At 57.8% G+C, this 20189-nt stretch carries 17 protein-coding genes and 3 tRNA genes; 9 read left to right on the top strand and 11 right to left on the bottom strand.

Annotated features, from left to right (window positions below; genetic code table 11):
- Positions 1-40 precede the first annotated feature (40 nt).
- From miaA to nnr, 5 genes are read right to left on the bottom strand one after another with little or no spacing between them, the layout of a single operon-like run.
- Positions 41-1003, bottom strand: a complete 963-nt coding sequence (miaA, locus tag F9C28_RS03750; protein ID WP_233148896.1) for a tRNA (adenosine(37)-N6)-dimethylallyltransferase MiaA — start codon at positions 1001-1003, stop codon at positions 41-43.
- Positions 996-2870, bottom strand: coding sequence for a DNA mismatch repair endonuclease MutL (gene mutL, locus F9C28_RS03745; protein ID WP_199013903.1), 1875 nt, complete (start codon positions 2868-2870; stop codon positions 996-998). Before mutL ends, miaA begins: the two co-directional genes overlap by 8 nt.
- Before the next feature lie 20 nt (positions 2871-2890).
- Positions 2891-4303, bottom strand: coding sequence for an N-acetylmuramoyl-L-alanine amidase AmiB (gene amiB / locus F9C28_RS03740; RefSeq protein ID WP_199013902.1), 1413 nt, complete (start codon positions 4301-4303; stop codon positions 2891-2893).
- Positions 4304-4317: 14 nt separating this feature from the next.
- Positions 4318-4779 (bottom strand): tRNA (adenosine(37)-N6)-threonylcarbamoyltransferase complex ATPase subunit type 1 TsaE, encoded by a 462-nt coding sequence (gene tsaE, locus F9C28_RS03735; RefSeq protein WP_199013901.1) that lies wholly within the window; start codon positions 4777-4779, stop codon positions 4318-4320.
- 16 nt (positions 4780-4795) lie between these two features.
- The gene (nnr, locus tag F9C28_RS03730; protein ID WP_199013900.1) at positions 4796-6295 is read right to left on the bottom strand and encodes a bifunctional ADP-dependent NAD(P)H-hydrate dehydratase/NAD(P)H-hydrate epimerase; all 1500 of its coding nucleotides are present in this window, start codon (positions 6293-6295) and stop codon (positions 4796-4798) included.
- Between nnr and queG the strand changes: the two genes are divergently transcribed.
- The gene (queG, locus tag F9C28_RS03725; RefSeq protein WP_199013899.1) at positions 6294-7433 is read left to right on the top strand and encodes a tRNA epoxyqueuosine(34) reductase QueG; all 1140 of its coding nucleotides are present in this window, start codon (positions 6294-6296) and stop codon (positions 7431-7433) included. The genes nnr and queG overlap by 2 nt on opposite strands.
- A gap of 266 nt (positions 7434-7699) precedes the next feature.
- Here queG and F9C28_RS03720 read toward each other — a convergent pair.
- The 4 genes from F9C28_RS03720 to orn form a co-directional block, all read right to left on the bottom strand.
- Positions 7700-7775: transfer RNA gene (locus F9C28_RS03720), tRNA-Gly, on the bottom strand.
- A gap of 94 nt (positions 7776-7869) precedes the next feature.
- Positions 7870-7945 (bottom strand) — tRNA-Gly (locus F9C28_RS03715).
- 44 nt (positions 7946-7989) lie between these two features.
- Positions 7990-8065: transfer RNA gene (locus F9C28_RS03710), tRNA-Gly, on the bottom strand.
- Between the two features lie 186 nt (positions 8066-8251).
- The gene (gene orn / locus F9C28_RS03705) at positions 8252-8797 is read right to left on the bottom strand and encodes an oligoribonuclease (protein WP_199013898.1); all 546 of its coding nucleotides are present in this window, start codon (positions 8795-8797) and stop codon (positions 8252-8254) included.
- Between the two features lie 118 nt (positions 8798-8915).
- On the opposite strand from orn, the gene rsgA reads away from it, so the two are divergent.
- The 3 genes from rsgA (at position 8916) to mscM (ending at position 14414) form a co-directional block, all read left to right on the top strand.
- Entirely contained in the window at positions 8916-9968 is a 1053-nt protein-coding gene (gene rsgA, locus F9C28_RS03700; protein WP_199013897.1) for a small ribosomal subunit biogenesis GTPase RsgA, read from the top strand.
- A 100-nt stretch (positions 9969-10068) separates the two neighbouring features.
- Positions 10069-11061, top strand: coding sequence for an archaetidylserine decarboxylase (asd, locus tag F9C28_RS03695; RefSeq protein ID WP_233148895.1), 993 nt, complete (start codon positions 10069-10071; stop codon positions 11059-11061).
- 20 nt (positions 11062-11081) lie between these two features.
- Positions 11082-14414: a miniconductance mechanosensitive channel MscM gene (gene mscM / locus F9C28_RS03690; protein WP_199013896.1), complete on the top strand. Its 3333-nt coding sequence runs from the start codon at positions 11082-11084 to the stop codon at positions 14412-14414.
- Positions 14415-14586: 172 nt separating this feature from the next.
- On the opposite strand, the gene epmA is transcribed toward mscM, so the two are convergent.
- Positions 14587-15564 (bottom strand): elongation factor P--(R)-beta-lysine ligase, encoded by a 978-nt coding sequence (gene epmA / locus F9C28_RS03685; RefSeq protein ID WP_199013895.1) that lies wholly within the window; start codon positions 15562-15564, stop codon positions 14587-14589.
- Between the two features lie 325 nt (positions 15565-15889).
- On the opposite strand from epmA, the gene frdA reads away from it, so the two are divergent.
- The 5 genes from frdA to F9C28_RS03660 all read left to right on the top strand — a co-directional run bounded on the left by frdA (position 15890) and on the right by F9C28_RS03660 (position 19849).
- The gene (frdA, locus tag F9C28_RS03680) at positions 15890-17680 is read left to right on the top strand and encodes a fumarate reductase (quinol) flavoprotein subunit (protein ID WP_199013894.1); all 1791 of its coding nucleotides are present in this window, start codon (positions 15890-15892) and stop codon (positions 17678-17680) included.
- A complete protein-coding gene (locus F9C28_RS03675; RefSeq protein ID WP_199013893.1) occupies positions 17673-18407 on the top strand; it encodes a succinate dehydrogenase/fumarate reductase iron-sulfur subunit in 735 nt (244 codons plus the stop codon). Before frdA ends, F9C28_RS03675 begins: the two co-directional genes overlap by 8 nt.
- Before the next feature lie 10 nt (positions 18408-18417).
- Positions 18418-18813, top strand: coding sequence for a fumarate reductase subunit FrdC (frdC, locus tag F9C28_RS03670; RefSeq protein WP_199013892.1), 396 nt, complete (start codon positions 18418-18420; stop codon positions 18811-18813).
- 9 nt (positions 18814-18822) lie between these two features.
- Entirely contained in the window at positions 18823-19182 is a 360-nt protein-coding gene (gene frdD / locus F9C28_RS03665) for a fumarate reductase subunit FrdD (protein ID WP_199013891.1), read from the top strand.
- Between the two features lie 139 nt (positions 19183-19321).
- On the top strand, positions 19322-19849 hold the full coding sequence (locus F9C28_RS03660; protein ID WP_199013890.1) for a lipocalin family protein: 528 nt from the start codon (positions 19322-19324) through the stop codon (positions 19847-19849).
- Positions 19850-19855: 6 nt separating this feature from the next.
- Here F9C28_RS03660 and sugE read toward each other — a convergent pair whose 3' ends face one another.
- On the bottom strand, positions 19856-20173 hold the full coding sequence (gene sugE, locus F9C28_RS03655) for a quaternary ammonium compound efflux SMR transporter SugE (RefSeq protein WP_199013889.1): 318 nt from the start codon (positions 20171-20173) through the stop codon (positions 19856-19858).
- Between the last annotated feature and the right edge of the window lie 16 nt (positions 20174-20189).

Genomic DNA, 20189 nt, shown 5'->3' with positions numbered 1-20189 from the left:
GCGTAAAAATTTGCGCACGATGCGATTCAATTGTACACATTCAGTTGTGCTTAGCACTAACAACCTTTGTCACTTCGCTACAGGCCTGTTCCGGGTTGTCACTATCCAGCCAGTGGACCCCTTCCCAGCCACGTAACCAGGTTATCTGGCGCTTCGCTAACTGTCTCGTGGCACAAATACCTCGGTAAACCATTTCATCGTAAGATATTTCCCCGGCAATATACGACCACATCTGCCGGTAACCTACACAACGAATGGAAGGCATATCCGTATGCAAATCTCCGCGAGCAAAGAGCACCCGTACTTCTGATTCAAAATCTGCAGCTAACATCTGGTGAAAACGCTGCTCAATTCGCTGATGAAGCAGCTCACGACTCGCCGGAGCGATAGCAAACTGATGCACACGATAAGGCAATGCTTCGCCAGACGTTTGCGTCAGTTCCGTTAAAGTTTTACCCGAAATGAAAAAAACTTCCAGTGCCCGGGAAAGCCTTTGCGGATCATTTGGATGAATACGTGCTGCCGAAACAGGATCAATCACCTGTAATTGGCGGTGCAACGCTTCCCATCCTTGCTCTGTCGCGACTTTTTCAATCTGTGCTCTTACTTGCGGATCCGCTGAGGGCAGAGGCGATAGCCCCTCAAGCAAAGCCTTAAAATACAGCATGGTCCCGCCAACCAGCAGGGGGATCCGCCCGGCGGCAGTAATGTCCGCCATCTGGACCAGCGCGTCTTTGCGAAAGTCCGCGGCAGAATACGCCTGTGAGGGATCCCGAATATCCAGTAACCGGTGCGGTGCCTGTGCCAGTTCTGCGGCGGAGGGCTTCGCGGTACCGATATCCATGCCTTTATATATCAGGGCAGAATCAACACTTATCAATTCCACCGGTAATATTTCCTGCAGGCGCATGGCCAGTGCAGTTTTACCGGATGCCGTCGGGCCCATTAAAAAGAGCGCCGTTGGCAGGGTTTCTTTATTGGTTTCAGATATCACGTCAGTCATTCTTCAGGGCTGCTATCGCCGAATGTAAATCCACTGATTGCAACAGACCACCCGGCGGCGCTTTAACCAGATGCGGGCAAAGCCGCTCTACATCCGCCAGTAGTGTGATCGCCTGGGCAACCGTCCAGTGGTTTTCACCTTCCAGATGACGTGCCAGCCACTGCGTTACCGCCGTGGTATTCACTTCATTTTGCTGCGCCAGGTAGCCTATCAGTTCAGGAATCAAGTTTTGTAAATTTTGTTTTCTCAAGGGTAAAGGCACAGTTCGGATCGTCACATACTGGGCATCCAGATGGAATTCTATCCCCACAGTGGCCAGGGCCTCCTGCCACCGGGTGGCGGTCTGATGTTCCTGTTCTGAGGTCTTCAGACGTACCGGAATCAACAGCGGCTGGGCGCACAGTTTATCGCTCCCTGGCGTTAACTGCGCCATCCGCAGCCAGCGCTCCGCTACAGGCAAAGACAACAGTTGCAGCCGTTGGTTCGCTTCCAGCAGCGCCAATTGGCCGTTAACCACCGTCAGCACCCGCCCAAAACTGGTGGCCTGATCGGCAATCGCCTCCGCCGCGTCAGGTTCCCGCAGCCGGGTATCCGCAGCCGGTGTCGGCGTTTCCAGTAAACGCTGGTACAACGTCCCCTGCTGTTTCTGGTAACCCTGCTGGGCATGGGGCCAGGACACAGCGCTGCCCTCGGGGACGTGGCTGCCAGTACGGGGCTCCCGCGGGGGCGATGCCCGGGAAGACTCACCGCAAGCACCACCGGCGGGTGCCGGTTGATTAAACTGGTTACGCCCGGCGGCTACCCGGTTCTCCGGCTGCCAGCGTACGGCGGCGTCGGGCTGCTCATCCGCCAGCGGTAAGGCATCCCCCGTCTGCTGTAAGGCGCTTAAGACCCCCTGGTAGATAAAGTCATGTACCAGCCGGGCCTGATGGAAGCGCACCTCATGCTTTGCCGGGTGAACGTTGACATCCACCTGGTGTGGATCCACCTCCAGATAAAGCACATAAGCCGGTTGCTGATCACCCCCCAGCCGGTTTTCACAGGCCTGGCGTATCGCGTGGTTAATCAGGCGATCGCGCATCATACGCTGATTCACATAACAATACTGGATTTCCCCCAGCGCCGGGGTCAGCGACTCTGGCTGAACCACCCAACCGCGCAGGGTTAACTCCCCGTGCTGCCATTCAATGGCGACGGCGCCCTCCAGGAAAGCCGTGCCGCAAATCGCCCCTAACCGCCGTTCACGGGGGGCGCCATCCGGGATAGCGCGATACTGGCGCACCATTTTACCGTTATGGTTCAGGGTAATAGCCACATCGAAGCGCGCCAGCGCAATGCGCCGCACCACCTCATCAATATGGCCGAACTCGGTTTTTTCGGTGCGCATAAACTTACGCCGGGCCGGGGTGTTGTAAAACAGATCCAGCACTTCCAGCGTGGTGCCGACCGGGTGGGCCGCGGGCTTAACGGTAACGTCCATATCCCGGCCTTCCGCATAGGCTTGCCAGGCTTCCGGTTGATCGTCGGTGCGGGATGTCAGCGTTAAGCGCGAGACCGAGCTAATACTGGCCAGGGCTTCACCGCGAAACCCCATGCTCATGATGGCTTCTAAGTCGTCGAGGCAGGCAATCTTGCTGGTCGCGTGGCGGGCAAGGGCCAGGGCCAGCTCCGCATGGCGAATCCCGCAGCCGTTATCCCGGATGCGGATCATTTTGGCGCCGCCGCGCTCAATATCAATATCAATCCGCGTGGCGCCAGCATCAAGGCTGTTTTCTACCAGTTCCTTTACCACCGATGCCGGACGTTCCACCACTTCACCGGCAGCAATCTGGTTCGCCAGTTGGGGGGGTAAAACTTGTATCGGCATGCTGACTCCTTAATTGTGGCTTAGTTGCTGGCGACCTGGCCATCAGGCAGGCCGTTAGTGACCGTGCGCGTGGGCTGCATTTCCATCTTCGGTGCTGACTGCATCGGGTGCGCCAGGAAGTAGTTACGCAGCCCTTTGTAGATGGCATCTGCCAGCTGTTGCTGATAATCATCACTGCCCAGTAAGCGCTCTTCACCGGCGTTACTGATAAACCCGGTTTCCACCAGCAGCGACGGGATATCCGGCGAACGCAATACCCCAAGACTGGCGTGTTCCGGGCGGCGTTTATGAATATCGCCTACCCGGCCCAACTGGGCCAGTACCTGGGTGGCCACATCATAGCCCACCCGCTGGGAATGGCCGAACTGCAAGTCAAGCACAGCCTGGCTCAGGTAAGGGTCCGCCTGGCTGTTCGCCAGCACATCCCCGGCACCGCCCAGCAGCTCCGACTGCTTCTCATGTTGCTCCAGCCAGCCGGCCATTTCGCTGTTGGCCCGCTTATTGGACAGCACCCATACCGAGGCGCCAGTGGCATCGCGGTTTGGGGCAGCATCCGCATGGATCGACACCAGCACACTGGCGTTCTGCTTACGGGCCACATCAGAGCGGCCCATCACCGAAATAAAATAATCGCCATCCCGGGTCAACACCCCTTTGAACATCGGGTCCGCATTCAGCAACTGGCGCAGCTTACGGGCAATAGCGATGGTGACGTTTTTCTCTTCAGTGCCGCCCGGGCCAATGGCCCCGGGATCCTGGCCACCGTGCCCGGCGTCAATCGCCACGGTAACACGCTCCGCGCCACCGGCACTGGCCGAACGGGCGCTGCGCAGGCCGGTGTCATTATTTATCATTCCGGTCTGGCGGCCAGCATCAGGCGTAAACGGATTCTTGCGCACCGGCTCTGGGGCCCGGACCACCGGCTGCGGCACCGCTGGCGCTATCCGCTGGGCCGTCACCGGTGCCGCTGGGGGATCTATACGCTGGCTGATAACCGGCGCGGTTGGGGGTTCAATGTGCTGGGCGATAACCGCAGGCGGTGGCGGTGGTACCTCGGCATTAATGGTGAACACCACCGTGTAGTTAGCGCCGTTCTGGCGCTTTTCGGCCCGGGTCAGCCCCTTTTGGGTGAGATCCACCACCAGGCGCATGGACTGGCTGTCCTTCGGCTGCCCGGCACGGATGCTTTTCACCAGATTATTGCCGCTAAACGTCAGCGGTAACCCCTGTAATACACCGGTTTGTTCGATATCCAGCGCCAGGCTGCGCTTGTCCTGGGTGCTGTAGGCATAATTAGGGTCCCCGACAAAGCTCAGGGTGATCCGCGCCTGGTTAGTGCCATTCGCGACATGAAGATCGGACAATTGTGCTGCCCAGCCAGGTATGCACAGCAGCAGCAACACCAGTAACCAACCGTTTAAACGACGCATCATCCCACCACCTTTGATCAGCGGGCCAGACGGGACAGTACCTCCTCACCTGCGGGTGAGGTCGGCGTAATTACGGCTTCACGGCCCTGATCCTGATAACTCAGGTGAATGTCAAGATCGGGCGCCGGCAACACCCCGGCCCCTTGCTGGGGCCATTCCACCAGACAAATTGCGTTGTCGGCAAAATAGTCGCGGATCCCCATAAATTCGAGTTCTTCCGGGTCAGCCAGGCGGTAGAGATCAAAGTGATAAACCGTGAGATTTTCCAGGCTATAGGGCTCAACCAGGGTGTACGTTGGGCTTTTCACGTTGCCCTTGTGCCCCAGCGCCTGCAAAAAGCCGCGGCTGAATGTCGTTTTCCCGGCACCTAAGTCCCCGTACAAATGAATTACGGTGGCCCCTTTACAGGCCCGGGCAACACGCTCCCCCAGCGCAAGGGTGGCGGATTCGTCACAAAGCGGTATCACACGATTTATCATGATATTTTCAGTTCACTTACGAATTAACAAAACGATACAACGTGGTAAACAGATCCGTTGCCAGCATGCCACGCATACCAGACTCACGGGCAACAGCATCGCCCGCCGCGCCGTGGGCCACACAACCGGCGCAGGTTGCCTCCCAGCACGTTAATTTCTGCGCCAGAAAGGCGCCAATAATACCGGACAGCACATCACCCATACCGCCGCTGGCCATGCCGGCGTTACCGACATCGGCAATACTCAGCCGCCCGGCATCGGCTATCACCGTCCCGGCGCCTTTCAGCACCACGGTACCGCCATAACGGGCCACCAGGCGCTTGCAGGCCGCGAGACGATCCCGCTCAATCTCTGCCACCGTACAGTTAAGCAGGCGGGCCGCCTCCCCCGGGTGCGGGGTAATGACGCGATTCTGACGTTTATCCGGGTTAATTGCCAGTAAGTTAAGTGCATCCGCATCCCATAACATCGGTTTGCGAACGTTTTCGACTTTTTGCAGGGCGCGCTTCCCCCAACTCTGCTGCCCCAGCCCCGGGCCAATCACCACCACATCGGCCCAGTCGAGGGCCGCGCTGAGCGCGTCATCAGTCAGCGCCTGGGCCATCAACTCTGGCCGGGCGGTCAGGATAGGCGGGATATTTTCCGCCCGGGTCAGCACCCTAACCAGACCAGCTCCGGCGCGTAATGCCGCCTCTCCGGTCATACGAATCGCCCCGGCGGTGCCGTGGTCACCACCGATAATCACCAGCTTCCCGTGATCGCCTTTATTGGCGGTGGGCCGCCGGGGGGGTAACCAGCCCCCCAGGCAGGTGGCGTCATCACGGCGTATCGGCGCCTGCTGCTCCGCCAGCCACGGCCCCAGCCCCAAATCATGGTGATGTAACCGCCCCACCACATCCCGGGCTTTCCCGGTCAGCAGCCCGGGTTTGAGGGTAATAAAAGTCAGCGTATCCGCCGCGTGGATCACCGCCCCCGGCGCGGCGCCGGTCTCTGCCAGCAGCCCGGAAGGGATATCCAGCGCCAGGATCGGTGCCGGGTGGGCATTTGCCTGCGCAATCACCGCCGCTACCCCTTCCCGGGGAGCCTGCTGTAATCCGGTACCCAACAGCCCGTCAATAATCAGATCAGCGTCGCTGGGCCAGGGGGCGGCGATATCCCCCACAGAGCCAGCGTCATGAAGCCACGCCTCCCGGGCCTGGCGCGCCTCCTCCGGCAGTGGTTTATCATGGCCCTGGGCCAGCAGCGTGACCTGAACACCGGCGCGGCGGGCCAGCCGGGCCACCACATAGCCGTCACCGCCATTATTACCGTGGCCACACAGCACCAGCCAGTGCTGGCTGTGGGGGTACTGACGACGGGCCAGTGTAAAAGCGGCCTCCCCGGCGCGCAGCATCAGACCATACAGGGTTAACCCCATCGCCTGTGCCGCCTGTGGCTCTGCCCCACGCAGCCAGGCTGCAGGCCATACCTGGTGTGGTATACTTGGCTGGTTCTTTTTCTGAGTATGATCCGTCATGTCACAACCCCTGGACTATTATCAATTAGCACAAGACATTAAACGCTGGGGGGCCGAACTGGGTTTTCAGCAGGTAGGTATCACCGATACGGACCTGACCACCAGTGAAGCGCAGCTCCAGGCATGGCTGGACAACCAGTACCACGGCGAAATGGAATGGATGGCCCGCCACGGTATGTTACGTGCTCGCCCCGCTGAATTACACCCTGGCACCCTGCGCGTTATCACGGTTCGCATGAATTACCTACCCGCCAAAGCGCAGTTCGCCGCGGTACTGAAAGATCCGCTCAAAGGCTATGTCAGCCGCTACGCCCTCGGGCGCGACTACCATAAATTGCTGCGCAACCGCTTGAAACAACTCGGTGAACGCCTGCAACAGCACTGCGTTGCGCTTAATTTTAGACCCTTTGTTGATTCTGCACCTATTCTTGAGCGCCCGCTGGCCGCCAAAGCAGGGCTCGGCTGGACCGGCAAGCACTCCCTGATCCTCAACCGGGAGGCAGGCTCCTTTTTCTTCCTCGGCGAATTACTGGTGGATATTCCGTTACCGGTAGATACCCCGGTGGAAGAAGGGTGCGGTAAGTGCGTGGCCTGCATGACCATTTGCCCCACCGGGGCCATTGTGGCGCCCTATACCGTGGATGCCCGGCGCTGTATCTCTTACCTGACCATTGAGCTGGAAGGCGCCATCCCTGAAGCGTTCCGCCCGCTGATTGGCAACCGGATCTACGGCTGCGATGACTGCCAGCTAATTTGCCCCTGGAACCGTTTTTCCCAGTTAACGGATGAAGCAGACTTCGCCCCGCGCCAGCCCCTGCACGCGCCACAGCTCAGCGCGCTGTTCGCCTGGAGCGAAGCACAGTTTCTGAAAATTACCGAAGGCTCGGCCATTCGCCGTATCGGCCATTTGCGCTGGCTGCGCAATATTGCGGTGGCCATGGGCAATGCCCCCTGGGATGAGGTTATCTTTGCCGCCCTGCAACAGCGGCTGGGGGAGAACGCCATGCTGGATGAGCATATTCACTGGGCGATTGCCCAACAGCTGGCCCGCCGGGAGGAACACAGCGTTGAGGTTCAGTTGCCTAAAAAACAGCGTCTGGTGCGGGTGATTGAGAAAGGGCTTCCCCGGGATGCCTGAACACATTTCCGCTGTGCATAAAAATAAAAAAGGGTTGTGCATCAACGCACAAAAATTCGTCAAGCGATCAAATTAACAATTTGAAATGAAATATTATCCATAAAATACATAAAGTTATAGATAAGACGTAAAAATTAGTAAGGTTAATTTGTCGGCAGGAGGAAAGCGGGAGCTGTGGATAAGTCTGTTTAAAAAAGTATTACAGCCGCCAAAAATGCCGCGTACAACAGCCTGTGTCGGTGTGGATAATTTGTGTGAGGAAGATTTGGAGCGGGAAACGAGACTCGAACTCGCGACCCCGACCTTGGCAAGGTCGTGCTCTACCAACTGAGCTATTCCCGCATATTGCGTCTTTCTGGTTACCTGGTGGTAAACCGGAAATCCATAAAACTGGATGGTTCGTGTATCACTACACTTTCAACTTGTGAAGCAGATTTGGAGCGGGAAACGAGACTCGAACTCGCGACCCCGACCTTGGCAAGGTCGTGCTCTACCAACTGAGCTATTCCCGCATCATCTGCGTTCTGGCTAACCAGAAATTGGTGTAAATCAAATTTGGAGCGGGAAACGAGACTCGAACTCGCGACCCCGACCTTGGCAAGGTCGTGCTCTACCAACTGAGCTATTCCCGCTCTGCGTAATCAATGCATTTCTGCATCGGTACGGGAGGCGCATTATACGAGAAATCATTTCCACTGCAACCCCCGGAACAAAAATTTTCTTAAATTTCTTCCAAGTGGCGATAGTTTAGCCAATTTGATGTTTTCGTCAACTGGCCAGCGCCCATACCGGGCATAACAGCCCGGCAACGGGGGGGATTACAACTTAATAAAATTTTCCCGGTAGTACGCCAGTTCCGCCACAGACTCACGAATATCGTCCATCGCCTGATGGGTGCCCTGCTTTTTAAAACCGGCCAGGATTTCCGGTTTCCAGCGCCGGGCCAGCTCTTTTAAGGTGCTGACATCCAAATACCGGTAGTGGAAATAGGCCTCCAGTTCCGGCATGTAGGCAAACAGGAAGCGACGATCCTGGCCGATGCTGTTACCGCAAATCGGTGATTTGCCTTCCGGCACCCACGGTTTCAGGAATGCAAGGGTCGCCAGTTCTGCTTCCCGATCCCCCATGGTGCTGGCCTTCACCCGATCCACCAGGCCACTGCCGGTATGGGTGCGCACATTCCAGTCATCCATTAGCGCCAGTTGTTCATCACTCTGGTGTACCGCAATCACCGGCCCTTCAGCCAAAATATTCAACTGAGCGTCCGTCACCAGGGTGGCGATCTCAATAATGCGATCGCGCTTCGGATCCAGGCCGGTCATCTCCAGATCGATCCAAATCAGATTGTTTTCGTTTTGACTCATGGTATTTTCCACCCTTTGCGCAGCCTGCCGTCGGTGACGGCAGGTTAACTGATATAGAATAGCAATAGCGTGTATCATAGAGGTTTTGCCCATCACGGGCGACCAGGAGCCAGTACGATTGAGCAAAAATAAACTCTCCAGGGGGCAGCAGCGCCGGGTTAGTGCTAACCACCAGCGCCGCCTCAAACAAACTACACAGGCAGCAGATTACGACGATAATCTGTTCGGTGAACCCCGGGAGGGGACTGTGATCAGCCGTTTTGGTATGCATGCGGATGTCGAGGCGGCAAATAGCACGATTTACCGCTGCAACATTCGCAGAACCATTAAATCGCTGGTCACCGGGGATAGGGTGGTGTGGCGCCCGGCCAAAGAGGTGGCCGAAGGGGTCACCATCAACGGCATTGTTGAGGCAGTCCACGAGCGAACCTCGGTGCTCACCCGCCCGGATTTCTACGACGGGGTAAAACCCATCGCCGCCAACATTAACCAGATAATTATCGTGTCGGCGATCCTGCCGGAGCTGTCGCTCAATATGATTGACCGCTACCTGGTGGCCTGCGAAACCCTGGATATTGAGCCGCTGATTGTACTAAATAAAGTGGACTTGCTGGATGACGACGGCATGCGCTTCGTCAATGAGCAAATGGATATCTATCGCCATATTGGTTACCGGGTACTGATGGTGTCCAGCCAGCGTCAGGAGGGCTTAGCGCCCCTGGAGCAGGCGCTGACCGATCGCATCAGTATTTTTGCCGGCCAGTCCGGGGTGGGGAAATCCAGCCTGCTGAACGCATTACTGGGGCTGAGCCGCGACATTCTGACCAACGATGTATCCAGTGTCTCCGGGCTGGGGCAGCACACCACTACCGCCGCGCGGTTGTACCATTTCCCGCACGGTGGCGATGTGATTGACTCCCCCGGGGTGCGCGAATTTGGCCTGTGGCACCTCGAGCCGGAACAAATAACCCAGGGGTTTGTCGAATTTCATGACTATTTAGGCCATTGCAAATATCGCGATTGCCGTCACGATACTGATCCAGGATGTGCCATCCGTGCGGCCGTGGACGCCGGTAAAATTGCCGAAATCCGCTTTGAAAACTACCACCGCATCCTGGAAAGCATGGCCCAAATTAAAGTCCGTAAAGGATTTTCCGACAGTGGCGACTGACAATCCCGGCACAGATCGTTAAAATCGCCCCCTTTTTACTGACCCTGTGCCCTACTGGCCCAGGATAGGGACTAGCAAAAAACATAGCCCGGAGGCTAACTTGCTGAACGACATTAAACTTTCGCTTCAATACATTCTGCCAAAACTGTGGCTCACTCGCCTGGCGGGCTGGGGGGCAAGGAAACGTGGCGGATGGCTGACCAAGCTGGTTATCGACCTGTTCGTAAAATATTACAAGGTCGACATGGATGAGGCCCAGCGCCCGGATACCGCCAGCTACCGTACCTTTAACGACTTCTTCGTTCGCCCACTGCGCGAAGACGCCCGCCCCATCAACCATGATGCCAATGCGTTAATCATGCCGGCGGACGGCGTCATCAGCCAGTTGGGGGCCATTGAAGACGATCAGCTGCTGCAAGCTAAAGGGCACACCTACAGCCTTGAGGCGCTGCTGGCGGGTAACTACCAGATGGCGGAGCTGTTCCGCAACGGCAGCTTTGCCACCACCTACCTCTCCCCCCGGGATTACCACCGGGTGCATATGCCGTGCAATGGCATCCTGCGCGAGATGATCTACGTACCGGGGGATTTATTCTCCGTTAACCACCTGACCGCGCAAAACGTACCGAACCTGTTTGCCCGTAACGAGCGGGTCATCTGCCGCTTTGATACCGAATTTGGGCCGATGGTCCAGATTCTGGTAGGGGCAACCATTGTCGGCAGTATTGAAACGGTCTGGGCCGGTACCGTCACCCCGCCACGGGAAGGGGTCATCAAACGCTGGACCTATCCGGCGGGCGAAGAAGACGGCGCCGTTGCGCTGTTAAAAGGCCAGGAAATGGGCCGCTTTAAGCTGGGCTCCACGGTGATCAACCTGTTTGCGCCAGGCCAGGTGGTACTGACGCCGTCCTTACAGAACCTGTCGGTGACCAAAATTGGCGAAACACTGGCGACCAGTGCCGCTCAGGCTGAGTCCCCGGCGCCGGCACCAGAGGCCGAACCGGTTGACAGCCCCGTGGCCGAGGCGCCCCATTCCGCAGAGGCCCAGGCCCCGGAAACCCAGAGCGAACAGGACAGCCAGCCCACCCCGTAAATCACCATAAAGGAAGACTGATGCGCCGCATTGTCACATTTCTGATGGTATGGTGCCTCAGCCAGGGGGCGTTAGCCGCTAACGCCCCCGATGCCAGGCAGATTACCCAAGAGCTAGAACAGGCGAAAGCCGCTAAAAATCAGCCTAATCAGGCTGAAATCATCGACACCTTACAAAATGCCCTCAATGCCCTTGAGGAGCGCAAATCCTCGCTAGAGCGTGCCCAGCAGTACCAGAAAGTGATCGACGACTTTCCCAAACTCTCCCAGACATTACGCCAGCAACTGGCCCGTATCCCGGAAGAGGATACCCGCCAGGCACCCCAGGGGCTGACCATCGACGCCCTGAATCAGGAAGTTCTCCAGGTCAGCAGCCAGTTACTGGATAAGAGCCGCGCCGCCCAGCAGGAACAAGAGCGCACCCGGGATATTGCCGATTCACTCACCACCCTGCCCCAGAAGCAGACTGAAACCCGTAAACAGCTTAATGATATTGAGCGCCGGGCCGGGATCGCGCCATCCAGCCCGACCCCGCTCTCCCAGGCCCAAACCTTTGCCCTGCAAGCCGATGCGGCGCGCCTGAAAGCGTTATTCGATGAGCAAGAACTGGCGCAACTGTCCGCCAGTAACCGCCAGGAGCTGGCCCGGCTGCGGGCCGAACTGGCCCAGAAACAAGCCGCCCAACTGGATAGCTGGCTGCAAGTGCTGCGTAATCAGCTCAATACCCAGCGCCAGCAAGAGGCGGAGTACGCCCTCGAAAGTACTGAGTTACTGGCGGAGAACAGCGCCAACCTGCCCCCGGCTATTGTCGGGCAGTTCCGTAATAACCGTCAGCTCTCCCAGGCCCTCAATCAGCAGTCCCAGCGTATGGACCTGATAGCCTCCCAGCAGCGCCAGGCCGCCAGCCAGACCCTGCAAGTGCGCCAGGCACTAAACACCCTGCGTGAGCAGTCCCAGTGGCTGGGGGTCTCCACCGTACTGGGGGAAACCCTGCGCGCCCAGGTCGCCCGCCTGCCGGACCGGCCCAAGCCCCAGCAGCTGGATACCGAGCTGGCGCAGATCCGCGTCCAGCGCCTGCATTATGAAGACCTGCTCAACAAACAGACCCAACTGCGCCAGTTACGCCAGCCCGATGGCAGCCCGCTAACCCAGGAGCAGCAGGACATCCTCAATGCGCAGTTGCGTACCCAGCGTTCGCTGCTGAACTCGCTCTTGCAGGGGGGTGATTCGCTGATCCTCGAACTGACCAAGCTCAAAGTGGCCAATGGTCAACTGGAAGAGGCGCTGAATGAGGTTAACGAGGCCACCCACCGCTACCTGTTCTGGACTGCCGATGTCAGCCCGGTGTCATTCTCCTGGCCACTGTCAGTGATGCAGGATCTGCGCCGGCTTATCTCGCTGGACACCTTTGGCCAAATTGGCAAAGCCGCTGTCATGATGGTGACCAGTAAAGAGACCCTGCTGCCGCTATTCGGGGCCCTGATTCTGGTGGGCTTTAGCATCAGTTCCCGGCGCCATTTTAATGCCTTCCTCACCCGAGCCAGTGCCCGGGTCGGCAAGGTGACCCAGGATCGTTTTTCGCTGACGTTGCGTACCGTGTTCTGGTCTATCCTGGTGGCGCTGCCGTTACCGGTGCTGTGGGCTACCCTGGGCCACGGGCTGGCGGCGGCCTGGCCCTGGCCTATCGCGGTGGCCATTGGCGACGGTATCAGCGCCTCAGTGCCGCTGCTGTGGGGGGTGATGATCTGTGCCACTTTCGCCCGGCCTGACGGCCTGTTTGTGGTGCACTTCGGCTGGTCGCGGGTACAAGTCGCCCGGGCGATGCGCTATTACATTATGAGCATCGGGATGATTGTCCCGCTGATCATGGCGCTTATCATGTTTGATAACCTCAACGATCGGGAGTTCTCCAGCACCCTCGGCAGGGTCTGCTTTATGCTGATCTGCGGCGCGCTGGCGATGGTCACCCTGAGCCTGAAACGGGCCGGGATCTCCCTGTGGCAGGACAAACAGGGCAATCGCGACAACCTGGTCAACCGCCTGCTGTGGAATTTGATGCTCTGCGCCCCGCTGGCAGCGCTGCTGGCGTCTGCTGTGGGCTATCTGGCCACCGCCCAGGCGCTGCTGGCCAGGCTGGAAACCTCGGTCGCTATCTGGTTTGCGCTGCTGGTGGTCTACCATATCGTGCGCCGCTGGATGTTTATTCAGCGCCGCCGGTTAGCGTTTGATCGGGCCAAACAGCGGCGGGCAGATATCCTGGCATCCCGGGCAAAAGGGGAAGACGATCAGCCGCACCATAATGTCGAAGGCAGTACCGAGGTCACCGAAGAGCCGGAAGTGGATCTGGATGCGATAAGCACCCAATCTTTGCGCCTGGTGCGTTCGATTCTGATGCTGATAGCCCTGGTGTCGGTGATTGTGCTCTGGTCAGAGATCCATTCGGCATTTAGCTTCCTCAGCAATATCACCCTGTGGGATGTCACCTCCACGGTACAGGGGGTCGAGAGCCTTGAGCCCATTACCCTTGGGTCGGTACTGATCGCAATTCTGGTGTTTATTATCTCAGCCCAGCTGGTGCGTAACCTGCCTGCCCTGCTGGAGCTGGCGCTGTTACAGCATCTGTCGCTGACCCCCGGCACCGGCTATGCCATCACCACCCTGACCAAATACCTGATTATGCTGATTGGCGCCCTGGTGGGCTTTTCGATGATTGGGATTGAGTGGTCAAAATTGCAGTGGCTGGTTGCCGCCCTGACCGTGGGCCTCGGCTTTGGTTTACAGCAGATTTTCGCCAACTTTGTCTCCGGCATTATTATTCTGTTCGAAAAACCTATCCGTATCGGCGATACCGTCACTATCCGCGATCTGACTGGCAGCGTGACCAGGATAAACACCCGCGCCACCACCATCAGCGACTGGGACCGCAAAGAGATAATTGTGCCGAATCAGGCATTTATTACCGAGCAGTTTATCAACTGGTCCCTGTCGGACTCGATAACCCGCGTGGTGCTGACGGTGCCCGCCCCTGCCGAGGCAAACAGTGAAGAGGTGACCCAGATCCTGCTGCGGGCCGCCGCCCGCAGTGCGCTGGTGCTGGAAAACCCGGCGCCGGAGGTCTATCTGGTGGATTTACAGCAGGGGATTCAGATTTTCGAGCTGCGTATTTACGCCGCCGAAATGGGCCACCGTATGCCGCTACGCCATGAGATCCATCAGCTGATCCTCGCCGGGTTCCGTGAGCACGGTATCGAGCTGCCGTTCCCGCCGTTCCAGATGCGTCTGGAGAGTCTGGGGGGCAAGTCCCGCAGCGTGAGTTCTACCGGCCGTAAAGCCACACCGCCGGGCAGCTTATAACCCCACCCAAAAAAGAAAAGGCCCGATATCTCGGGCCTTTTCTGTCTGTACTGTCGTCCGTGTTATTCCCAGGCAGGCGGCAACGCAGCGCATCCCCGGGAGCTTACATCAGTAAGTGACCGGGGTAAGCGAGGCAGCCAACACACCTGCATGGTGAAGAATAACGGCGCTATCAGGCACGATCCACAGTAAACGCTATCACCTCCGCCAGGCTCTCCGCCCCCAGCGCCAGCATCACCAGCCGGTCAATCCCCAGCGCAACACCGGAGCAGTCCGGCATGCCGGCTTTTAGTGCTTCGAGCAGGTTGGTGTCGATGGGCTGCTGCGGCAGGCCGCGGGCGGCGCGCTTGCGGTTATCTTGTTCAAAGCGCTGGGCCTGTTCCTGGGCATCGGTCAGCTCGTGGAAGCCATTGGCCAGCTCGATACCTTTAAAGTAGACCTCGAAACGCTCGGCCACCCGGTGGTCTTCGGTGCTGATTTGTGCCAGGGAGGCCTGGGTTGCCGGGAAGTGGTAAATAAAGACCGGACGCTCTTTACCGATGTGGGGTTCAACCCCCATGGCAAACAGCAACTGTAACAGGGTATCGCGGTCTTCTTCGGTATCGGCAATATTGCTGAGATCCAGTTTGGCCGCCACCTCGCGCAACTGGGTTTTATCCGCAGAGAGCGGGTCAATCTCCAGATGGCGCTGGAACGCCTGCTGATAGGAGAGCATTTCTGCTGCCCCGGTTTCGAGGATCTGCTGTAACAGGTCGTCGACTTCGTTCATCAGACGGTACATGTCATAACACGGGCGATACCACTCCAGCATGGTAAATTCCGGGTTATGGATGCGCCCCATCTCTTCATTACGGAAGCTGCGGCATAGCTGATAGACCGGCCCACACCCCGCTGCCAGCAGGCGCTTCATATGGTATTCCGGGCTGGTCATCAGATAGAGATTCATCCCCTGGGAGTGACCGGGGCCAACGAAACGGGTTTCAAACGGGAACAAATGAACATCCGTCACCGTTGCCTGGCTCATACAAGGCGTTTCCACTTCCAGCACACCGCGATCAGAGAAAAAACGGCGGATCTCCGTCATCACTGCGGCACGCTTTAATAAATTGGCAATGGAAGCGCTCGGCTGCCAGAGGGCCGTATCGCTCATAATGTCATCTCCTGCTGGTAATAAGGCGAGGAAGTCTACTCGCATAAGGATGAAGAGACAAACTTCGCACGATCAGCGTTCAAAAAATATCCGGCGCGGTACATTGTCTAAACTGTAGTCAGCCTGACGAAAATTGTGATTTCTTCCCGTAACAGTCACAGAAAATAATCGAGCACGTCAAATTTCCTCACGAATTGCCCGGTTATAATTCGGGCTTCCCATATAAGGAGCAGGGATTAACCTTTCGCAGTAATACTCCGCCACGGTGGTGTTCTACACCCTGGGCGTTACTCGCTGCGGAATAACTATAAACTGGAGGAATGTCGTGCAAACTTTTCAAGCCGATCTCGCCATTATTGGTGCTGGCGGAGCGGGGCTTCGCGCTGCCATTGCAGCAGCCCAGGCTAACCCACAGGCTAAAATTGCGCTGATCTCAAAAGTCTATCCGATGCGCAGCCATACCGTTGCCGCCGAAGGTGGTTCTGCTGCTGTCACGCAGGATCACGACAGCTTTGAATATCATTTTCACGATACCGTGGCCGGGGGTGACTGGCTGTGTGAACAGGATGTCGTCGATTACTTTGTTCACCACTGCCCCACCGAAATGACCCAACTGGAACAGTGGGGCTGTCCCTGGAGCCGTAAACCCGATGGCTCGGTTAACGTTCGCCGCTTCGGCGGAATGAAAATCGAGCGCACCTGGTTCGCCGCCGATAAAACCGGCTTCCATATGCTGCATACCCTGTTTCAGGCATCCCTCCAGTTCCCGCAAATCCAGCGTTTTGATGAGCACTTTGTGTTGGACATCCTGGTTGATGACGGCCAGGCCCGCGGCCTGGTTGCCATGAACATGATGGAAGGCTCCCTGGTACAGATTCGCGCGAATGCGGTGGTGATGGCCACCGGCGGCGCAGGCCGCGTTTACCGCTACAACACCAACGGCGGCATTGTCACCGGCGACGGGATGGGCATGGCGCTGGACCACGGGATCCCGCTGCGCGACATGGAGTTTGTCCAGTACCACCCTACCGGCCTGCCGGGTTCCGGGATCCTGATGACCGAAGGCTGCCGCGGTGAAGGCGGTATTCTGGTGAACAAAGACGGCTACCGTTACCTTCAGGACTACGGTATGGGCCCGGAAACCCCGCTGGGTGAACCGAAAAACAAATATATGGAGCTGGGCCCGCGCGACAAAGTCTCCCAGGCCTTCTGGCATGAGTGGCGTAAAGGCAACACAATCTCCACCCCCCGTGGCGATGTGGTCTACCTTGATCTGCGCCATCTGGGCGAGAAGAAACTGCTGGAGCGGCTGCCGTTTATCTGTGAGCTGGCCAAGGCTTACGTGGGGGTTGACCCGGTGAAAGAGCCGATTCCGGTTCGCCCGACAGCCCACTACACCATGGGCGGCATCGAAACCAATCAGCAGTGTGAAACCCGCATCAGGGGCCTGTTCGCGGTGGGCGAATGCTCCTCCGTTGGGCTGCACGGGGCTAACCGCCTGGGCTCTAACTCCCTGGCAGAGCTGGTGGTCTTTGGCCGTATGGCCGGTGAACAGGCCATCGAACGCGCCAGCCAGGCCACCCCGGAAAATGACGCCGCGCTGAATGCGCAAGTTGCCGATGTTGAACAGCGCCTGAAAAATCTGGTTAACCAGCAGGGTAACGAAAACTGGTCCAAAATCCGCGATGAAATGGGCATGAGCATGGAAGAAGGCTGCGGGATTTACCGCACCCCGGAGCTGATGCAAAAAACCATCGACAAGCTGGCGGAGCTGAAAGAGCGCTTTAAGCGGGTGCGTATCACCGATAACTCCAGCGTTTTCAATACCGACCTGCTGTACACCATCGAACTGGGACACGGCCTGAACGTCGCCGAGTGTATGGCAAAATCCGCCATGGCGCGTAAAGAGTCCCGCGGGGCGCATCAACGCCTCAATGAAGGCTGCACTGAGCGTGATGATGTCAATTTCCTCAAGCACACCCTCGCCTTCCGCGACGCGGACGGCAGCACACGGCTGGAATACAGCGATGTGAAAATCACCACGCTGCCCCCGGCAAAACGTGTTTATGGTGCGGAAGCTGAAGCTGCCGAAAAAAAGGAGACGGCAAATGGCTGAGATGAAAACGACGCGCATTGAGATTGTGCGCTATAACCCGGAAACGGACAGTAAGCCGCACAGCGCCTTCTATGATGTGCCCTGGGATGAGCAAACATCATTACTCGACGCGCTGGGTTACATCAAAGATAACCTCGCCCCGGACCTCAGCTACCGCTGGTCCTGCCGCATGGCCATCTGTGGCTCCTGCGGCATGATGGTTAACCGTATCCCGAAACTGGCCTGTAAGACCTTCCTGCGCGATTATCAGAGCGGCATGAGGGTTGAGGCGCTGGCCAACTTCCCCATCGAGCGCGACCTGGTGGTGGATATGACCCACTTCATCGAAAGCCTGGAAGCCATCAAGCCCTATATTATCGGCAACCCGCGCACCCCGGACCAGGGCCCCAATAAGCAAACCCCGGCGCAGATGGCGAAATACCATCAGTTCTCCGGCTGTATCAACTGCGGCCTGTGCTACGCCGCCTGCCCGCAGTTCGGTCTTAACCCGGAGTTTATTGGCCCGGCGGCCATTACCCTGGCCCACCGCTACAACCTCGACAGCCGCGATCACGGCAAAAAAGCGCGGATGCCGCAACTTAACGGCCAGAACGGTGTATGGACGTGCACCTTTGTCGGTTTCTGCTCGGAAGTGTGTCCGAAGCATGTCGATCCGGCGGCGGCCATTCAGCAGGGCAAGGTGGAGAGTTCTAAAGACTTTCTTATCGTCACCCTGAAACCACGCTAAGGAGTGCACCATGATGACTAAACGTAAGCCATACGTCCGGACAATGGCACCAACCTGGTGGCAAAAGCTGGGTTTTTACCGCTTTTACATGCTGCGTGAGGGCACCTCAGTCCCTACCGTATGGTTCAGCATCGTTTTACTCTACGGGCTGTTCTCCCTGAAAGGCGGGGCGGAGTCCTGGGATGGTTTTGTCGCGTTTTTACAAAACCCAGTCGTGGTGATCCTCAACCTGGTCACCCTGGCGGCGGCACTGCTGCACACCAAAACCTGGTTTGAACTGGCCCCGAAAGCGGCCAATCTGATCGTCAAGGGTGAGAAAATGGGCCCGGAACCGATCATCAAAGGACTGTGGGGCGTCACCATCGCGGTGACGGTGGTTATTCTGTTCGTGGCCCTGTTCTGGTAAGGAGACAGCGTGATTAATCAACATCCAAAACGTTCCGATGAGCCGGTCTTCTGGGGCCTGTTTGGCGCTGGCGGTATGTGGGGCGCGATCATTGCCCCGGTGATTGTGCTGCTGGTTGGCATTATGCTGCCCCTGGGGATCTACCCCGGGGAAGCGCTGGGCTACGACCGGGTGCTGGCCTTTGCCCAGAGCTGGGTTGGCCGCCTGTTTATCTTCCTGATGATTGTACTGCCGCTGTGGTGCGGCCTGCACCGCATCCACCACGCGATGCATGATCTGAAAATTCACGTGCCCTCCGGCAAATGGGTTTTCTATGGCCTGGCCGCGATCCTGACAGTCATTACCCTGATTGGCGTGCTGACCCTCTGATCGCCCGCTGTCAACCAAAGGCCCGCCGCTGCGGGCCTTTTTTTATCCGCCGATGATTTACCGCAAAAGATCACGCCCTGCCAGAGCGAGCCGGCCGTAACCCTCTATACTTAAACTAAAAAACAGCAAGGAGATGGCGATGGGCCTCTTCACCCGTTTACTGGCATTGGTTATGGTTTTACTCACCACCGCGTGCAGTACCCCGACACCGCCTCAGGGGACGACGGTGGTGGAGAATTTTAATGTTCAGCGCTTCGCCGGGCGCTGGTATGAAATTGCCCGCCTGGACCACCCGTTTGAGCGCGGGCTTGACCGGGTCAGCGCCACCTACACCCTGAACCCGGACAACAGCATCACCGTGATTAACCGCGGTTATAACGCCGACCGGGGGATGTGGCAGTCTATTGATGGCACCGCCCTGTTCACCGGCAGCCCCACCCGCGGCGCGCTGAAGGTCTCGTTCTTCGGCCCCTTCTACGGCGGCTACAATATTCTTTATCTCGACCAGGACTATCGCCTGGCGGTGATTTGCGGGCCGGATCGTAGCTATTTGTGGCTGCTGGCCAGGGCCCCGGTGATCACCCCACAGCAAAAGCAGCAATTACTGGATAGCGCTGCCCGCCAGGGATTTAAGACTGGTGACCTTCTCTGGGTCCGGCAGCCGTAGCCTGTGTCAGTGTGTCGCCAGCTTCAGGCCGATGATACCAAACACGATCATCCCCAGGCTGGCGATACGCAGCAGGCTGACCGACTCCCCTAATAGCAGAATGCCGGTAATCGATGCCCCTACCGCACCAATCCCGGTCCACACCGCATAGGCCGTCCCCACCGGCAGATTTTTCATCGCCCAGGAGAGCAGCGCCATGCTGGCAATCATCGCCACGATGGTAATTACCGAGGGCACCAGGCGGCTAAAGCCATGAGTGTATTTAAGACCGACCGCCCACACCACTTCCAGCAGGCCCGCAATAACAAGGAGTAACCAGGACATACCATTCCCCACAATA

Origin of the sequence: Shimwellia pseudoproteus (assembly GCF_016415625.1) — a bacterium.
Lineage (GTDB): Bacteria > Pseudomonadota > Gammaproteobacteria > Enterobacterales > Enterobacteriaceae > Shimwellia > Shimwellia pseudoproteus.
This window is presented reverse-complemented; position numbering and strand designations above follow the sequence as displayed.

Excerpts from the sequence above, each read along its gene's own strand:
- frdC (WP_199013892.1), top strand. The coding sequence starts at position 18,418 with ATGATGACTAAACGTAAGCCATACGTCCGGACAATGGCACCAACCTGG.
- F9C28_RS03660 (WP_199013890.1), top strand. The coding sequence starts at position 19,322 with ATGGGCCTCTTCACCCGTTTACTGGCATTGGTTATGGTTTTACTCACC.
- nnr (WP_199013900.1), bottom strand. The coding sequence starts at position 6,295 with ATGACGGATCATACTCAGAAAAAGAACCAGCCAAGTATACCACACCAG.
- mutL (WP_199013903.1), bottom strand. The coding sequence starts at position 2,870 with ATGCCGATACAAGTTTTACCCCCCCAACTGGCGAACCAGATTGCTGCC.
- tsaE (WP_199013901.1), bottom strand. The coding sequence starts at position 4,779 with ATGATAAATCGTGTGATACCGCTTTGTGACGAATCCGCCACCCTTGCG.
- sugE (WP_199013889.1), bottom strand. The coding sequence starts at position 20,173 with ATGTCCTGGTTACTCCTTGTTATTGCGGGCCTGCTGGAAGTGGTGTGG.
- orn (WP_199013898.1), bottom strand. The coding sequence starts at position 8,797 with ATGAGTCAAAACGAAAACAATCTGATTTGGATCGATCTGGAGATGACC.
- epmA (WP_199013895.1), bottom strand. The coding sequence starts at position 15,564 with ATGAGCGATACGGCCCTCTGGCAGCCGAGCGCTTCCATTGCCAATTTA.
- amiB (WP_199013902.1), bottom strand. The coding sequence starts at position 4,303 with ATGATGCGTCGTTTAAACGGTTGGTTACTGGTGTTGCTGCTGCTGTGC.
- miaA (WP_233148896.1), bottom strand. The coding sequence starts at position 1,003 with ATGACTGACGTGATATCTGAAACCAATAAAGAAACCCTGCCAACGGCG.
- F9C28_RS03675 (WP_199013893.1), top strand. The coding sequence starts at position 17,673 with ATGGCTGAGATGAAAACGACGCGCATTGAGATTGTGCGCTATAACCCG.
- queG (WP_199013899.1), top strand. The coding sequence starts at position 6,294 with ATGTCACAACCCCTGGACTATTATCAATTAGCACAAGACATTAAACGC.
- mscM (WP_199013896.1), top strand. The coding sequence starts at position 11,082 with ATGCGCCGCATTGTCACATTTCTGATGGTATGGTGCCTCAGCCAGGGG.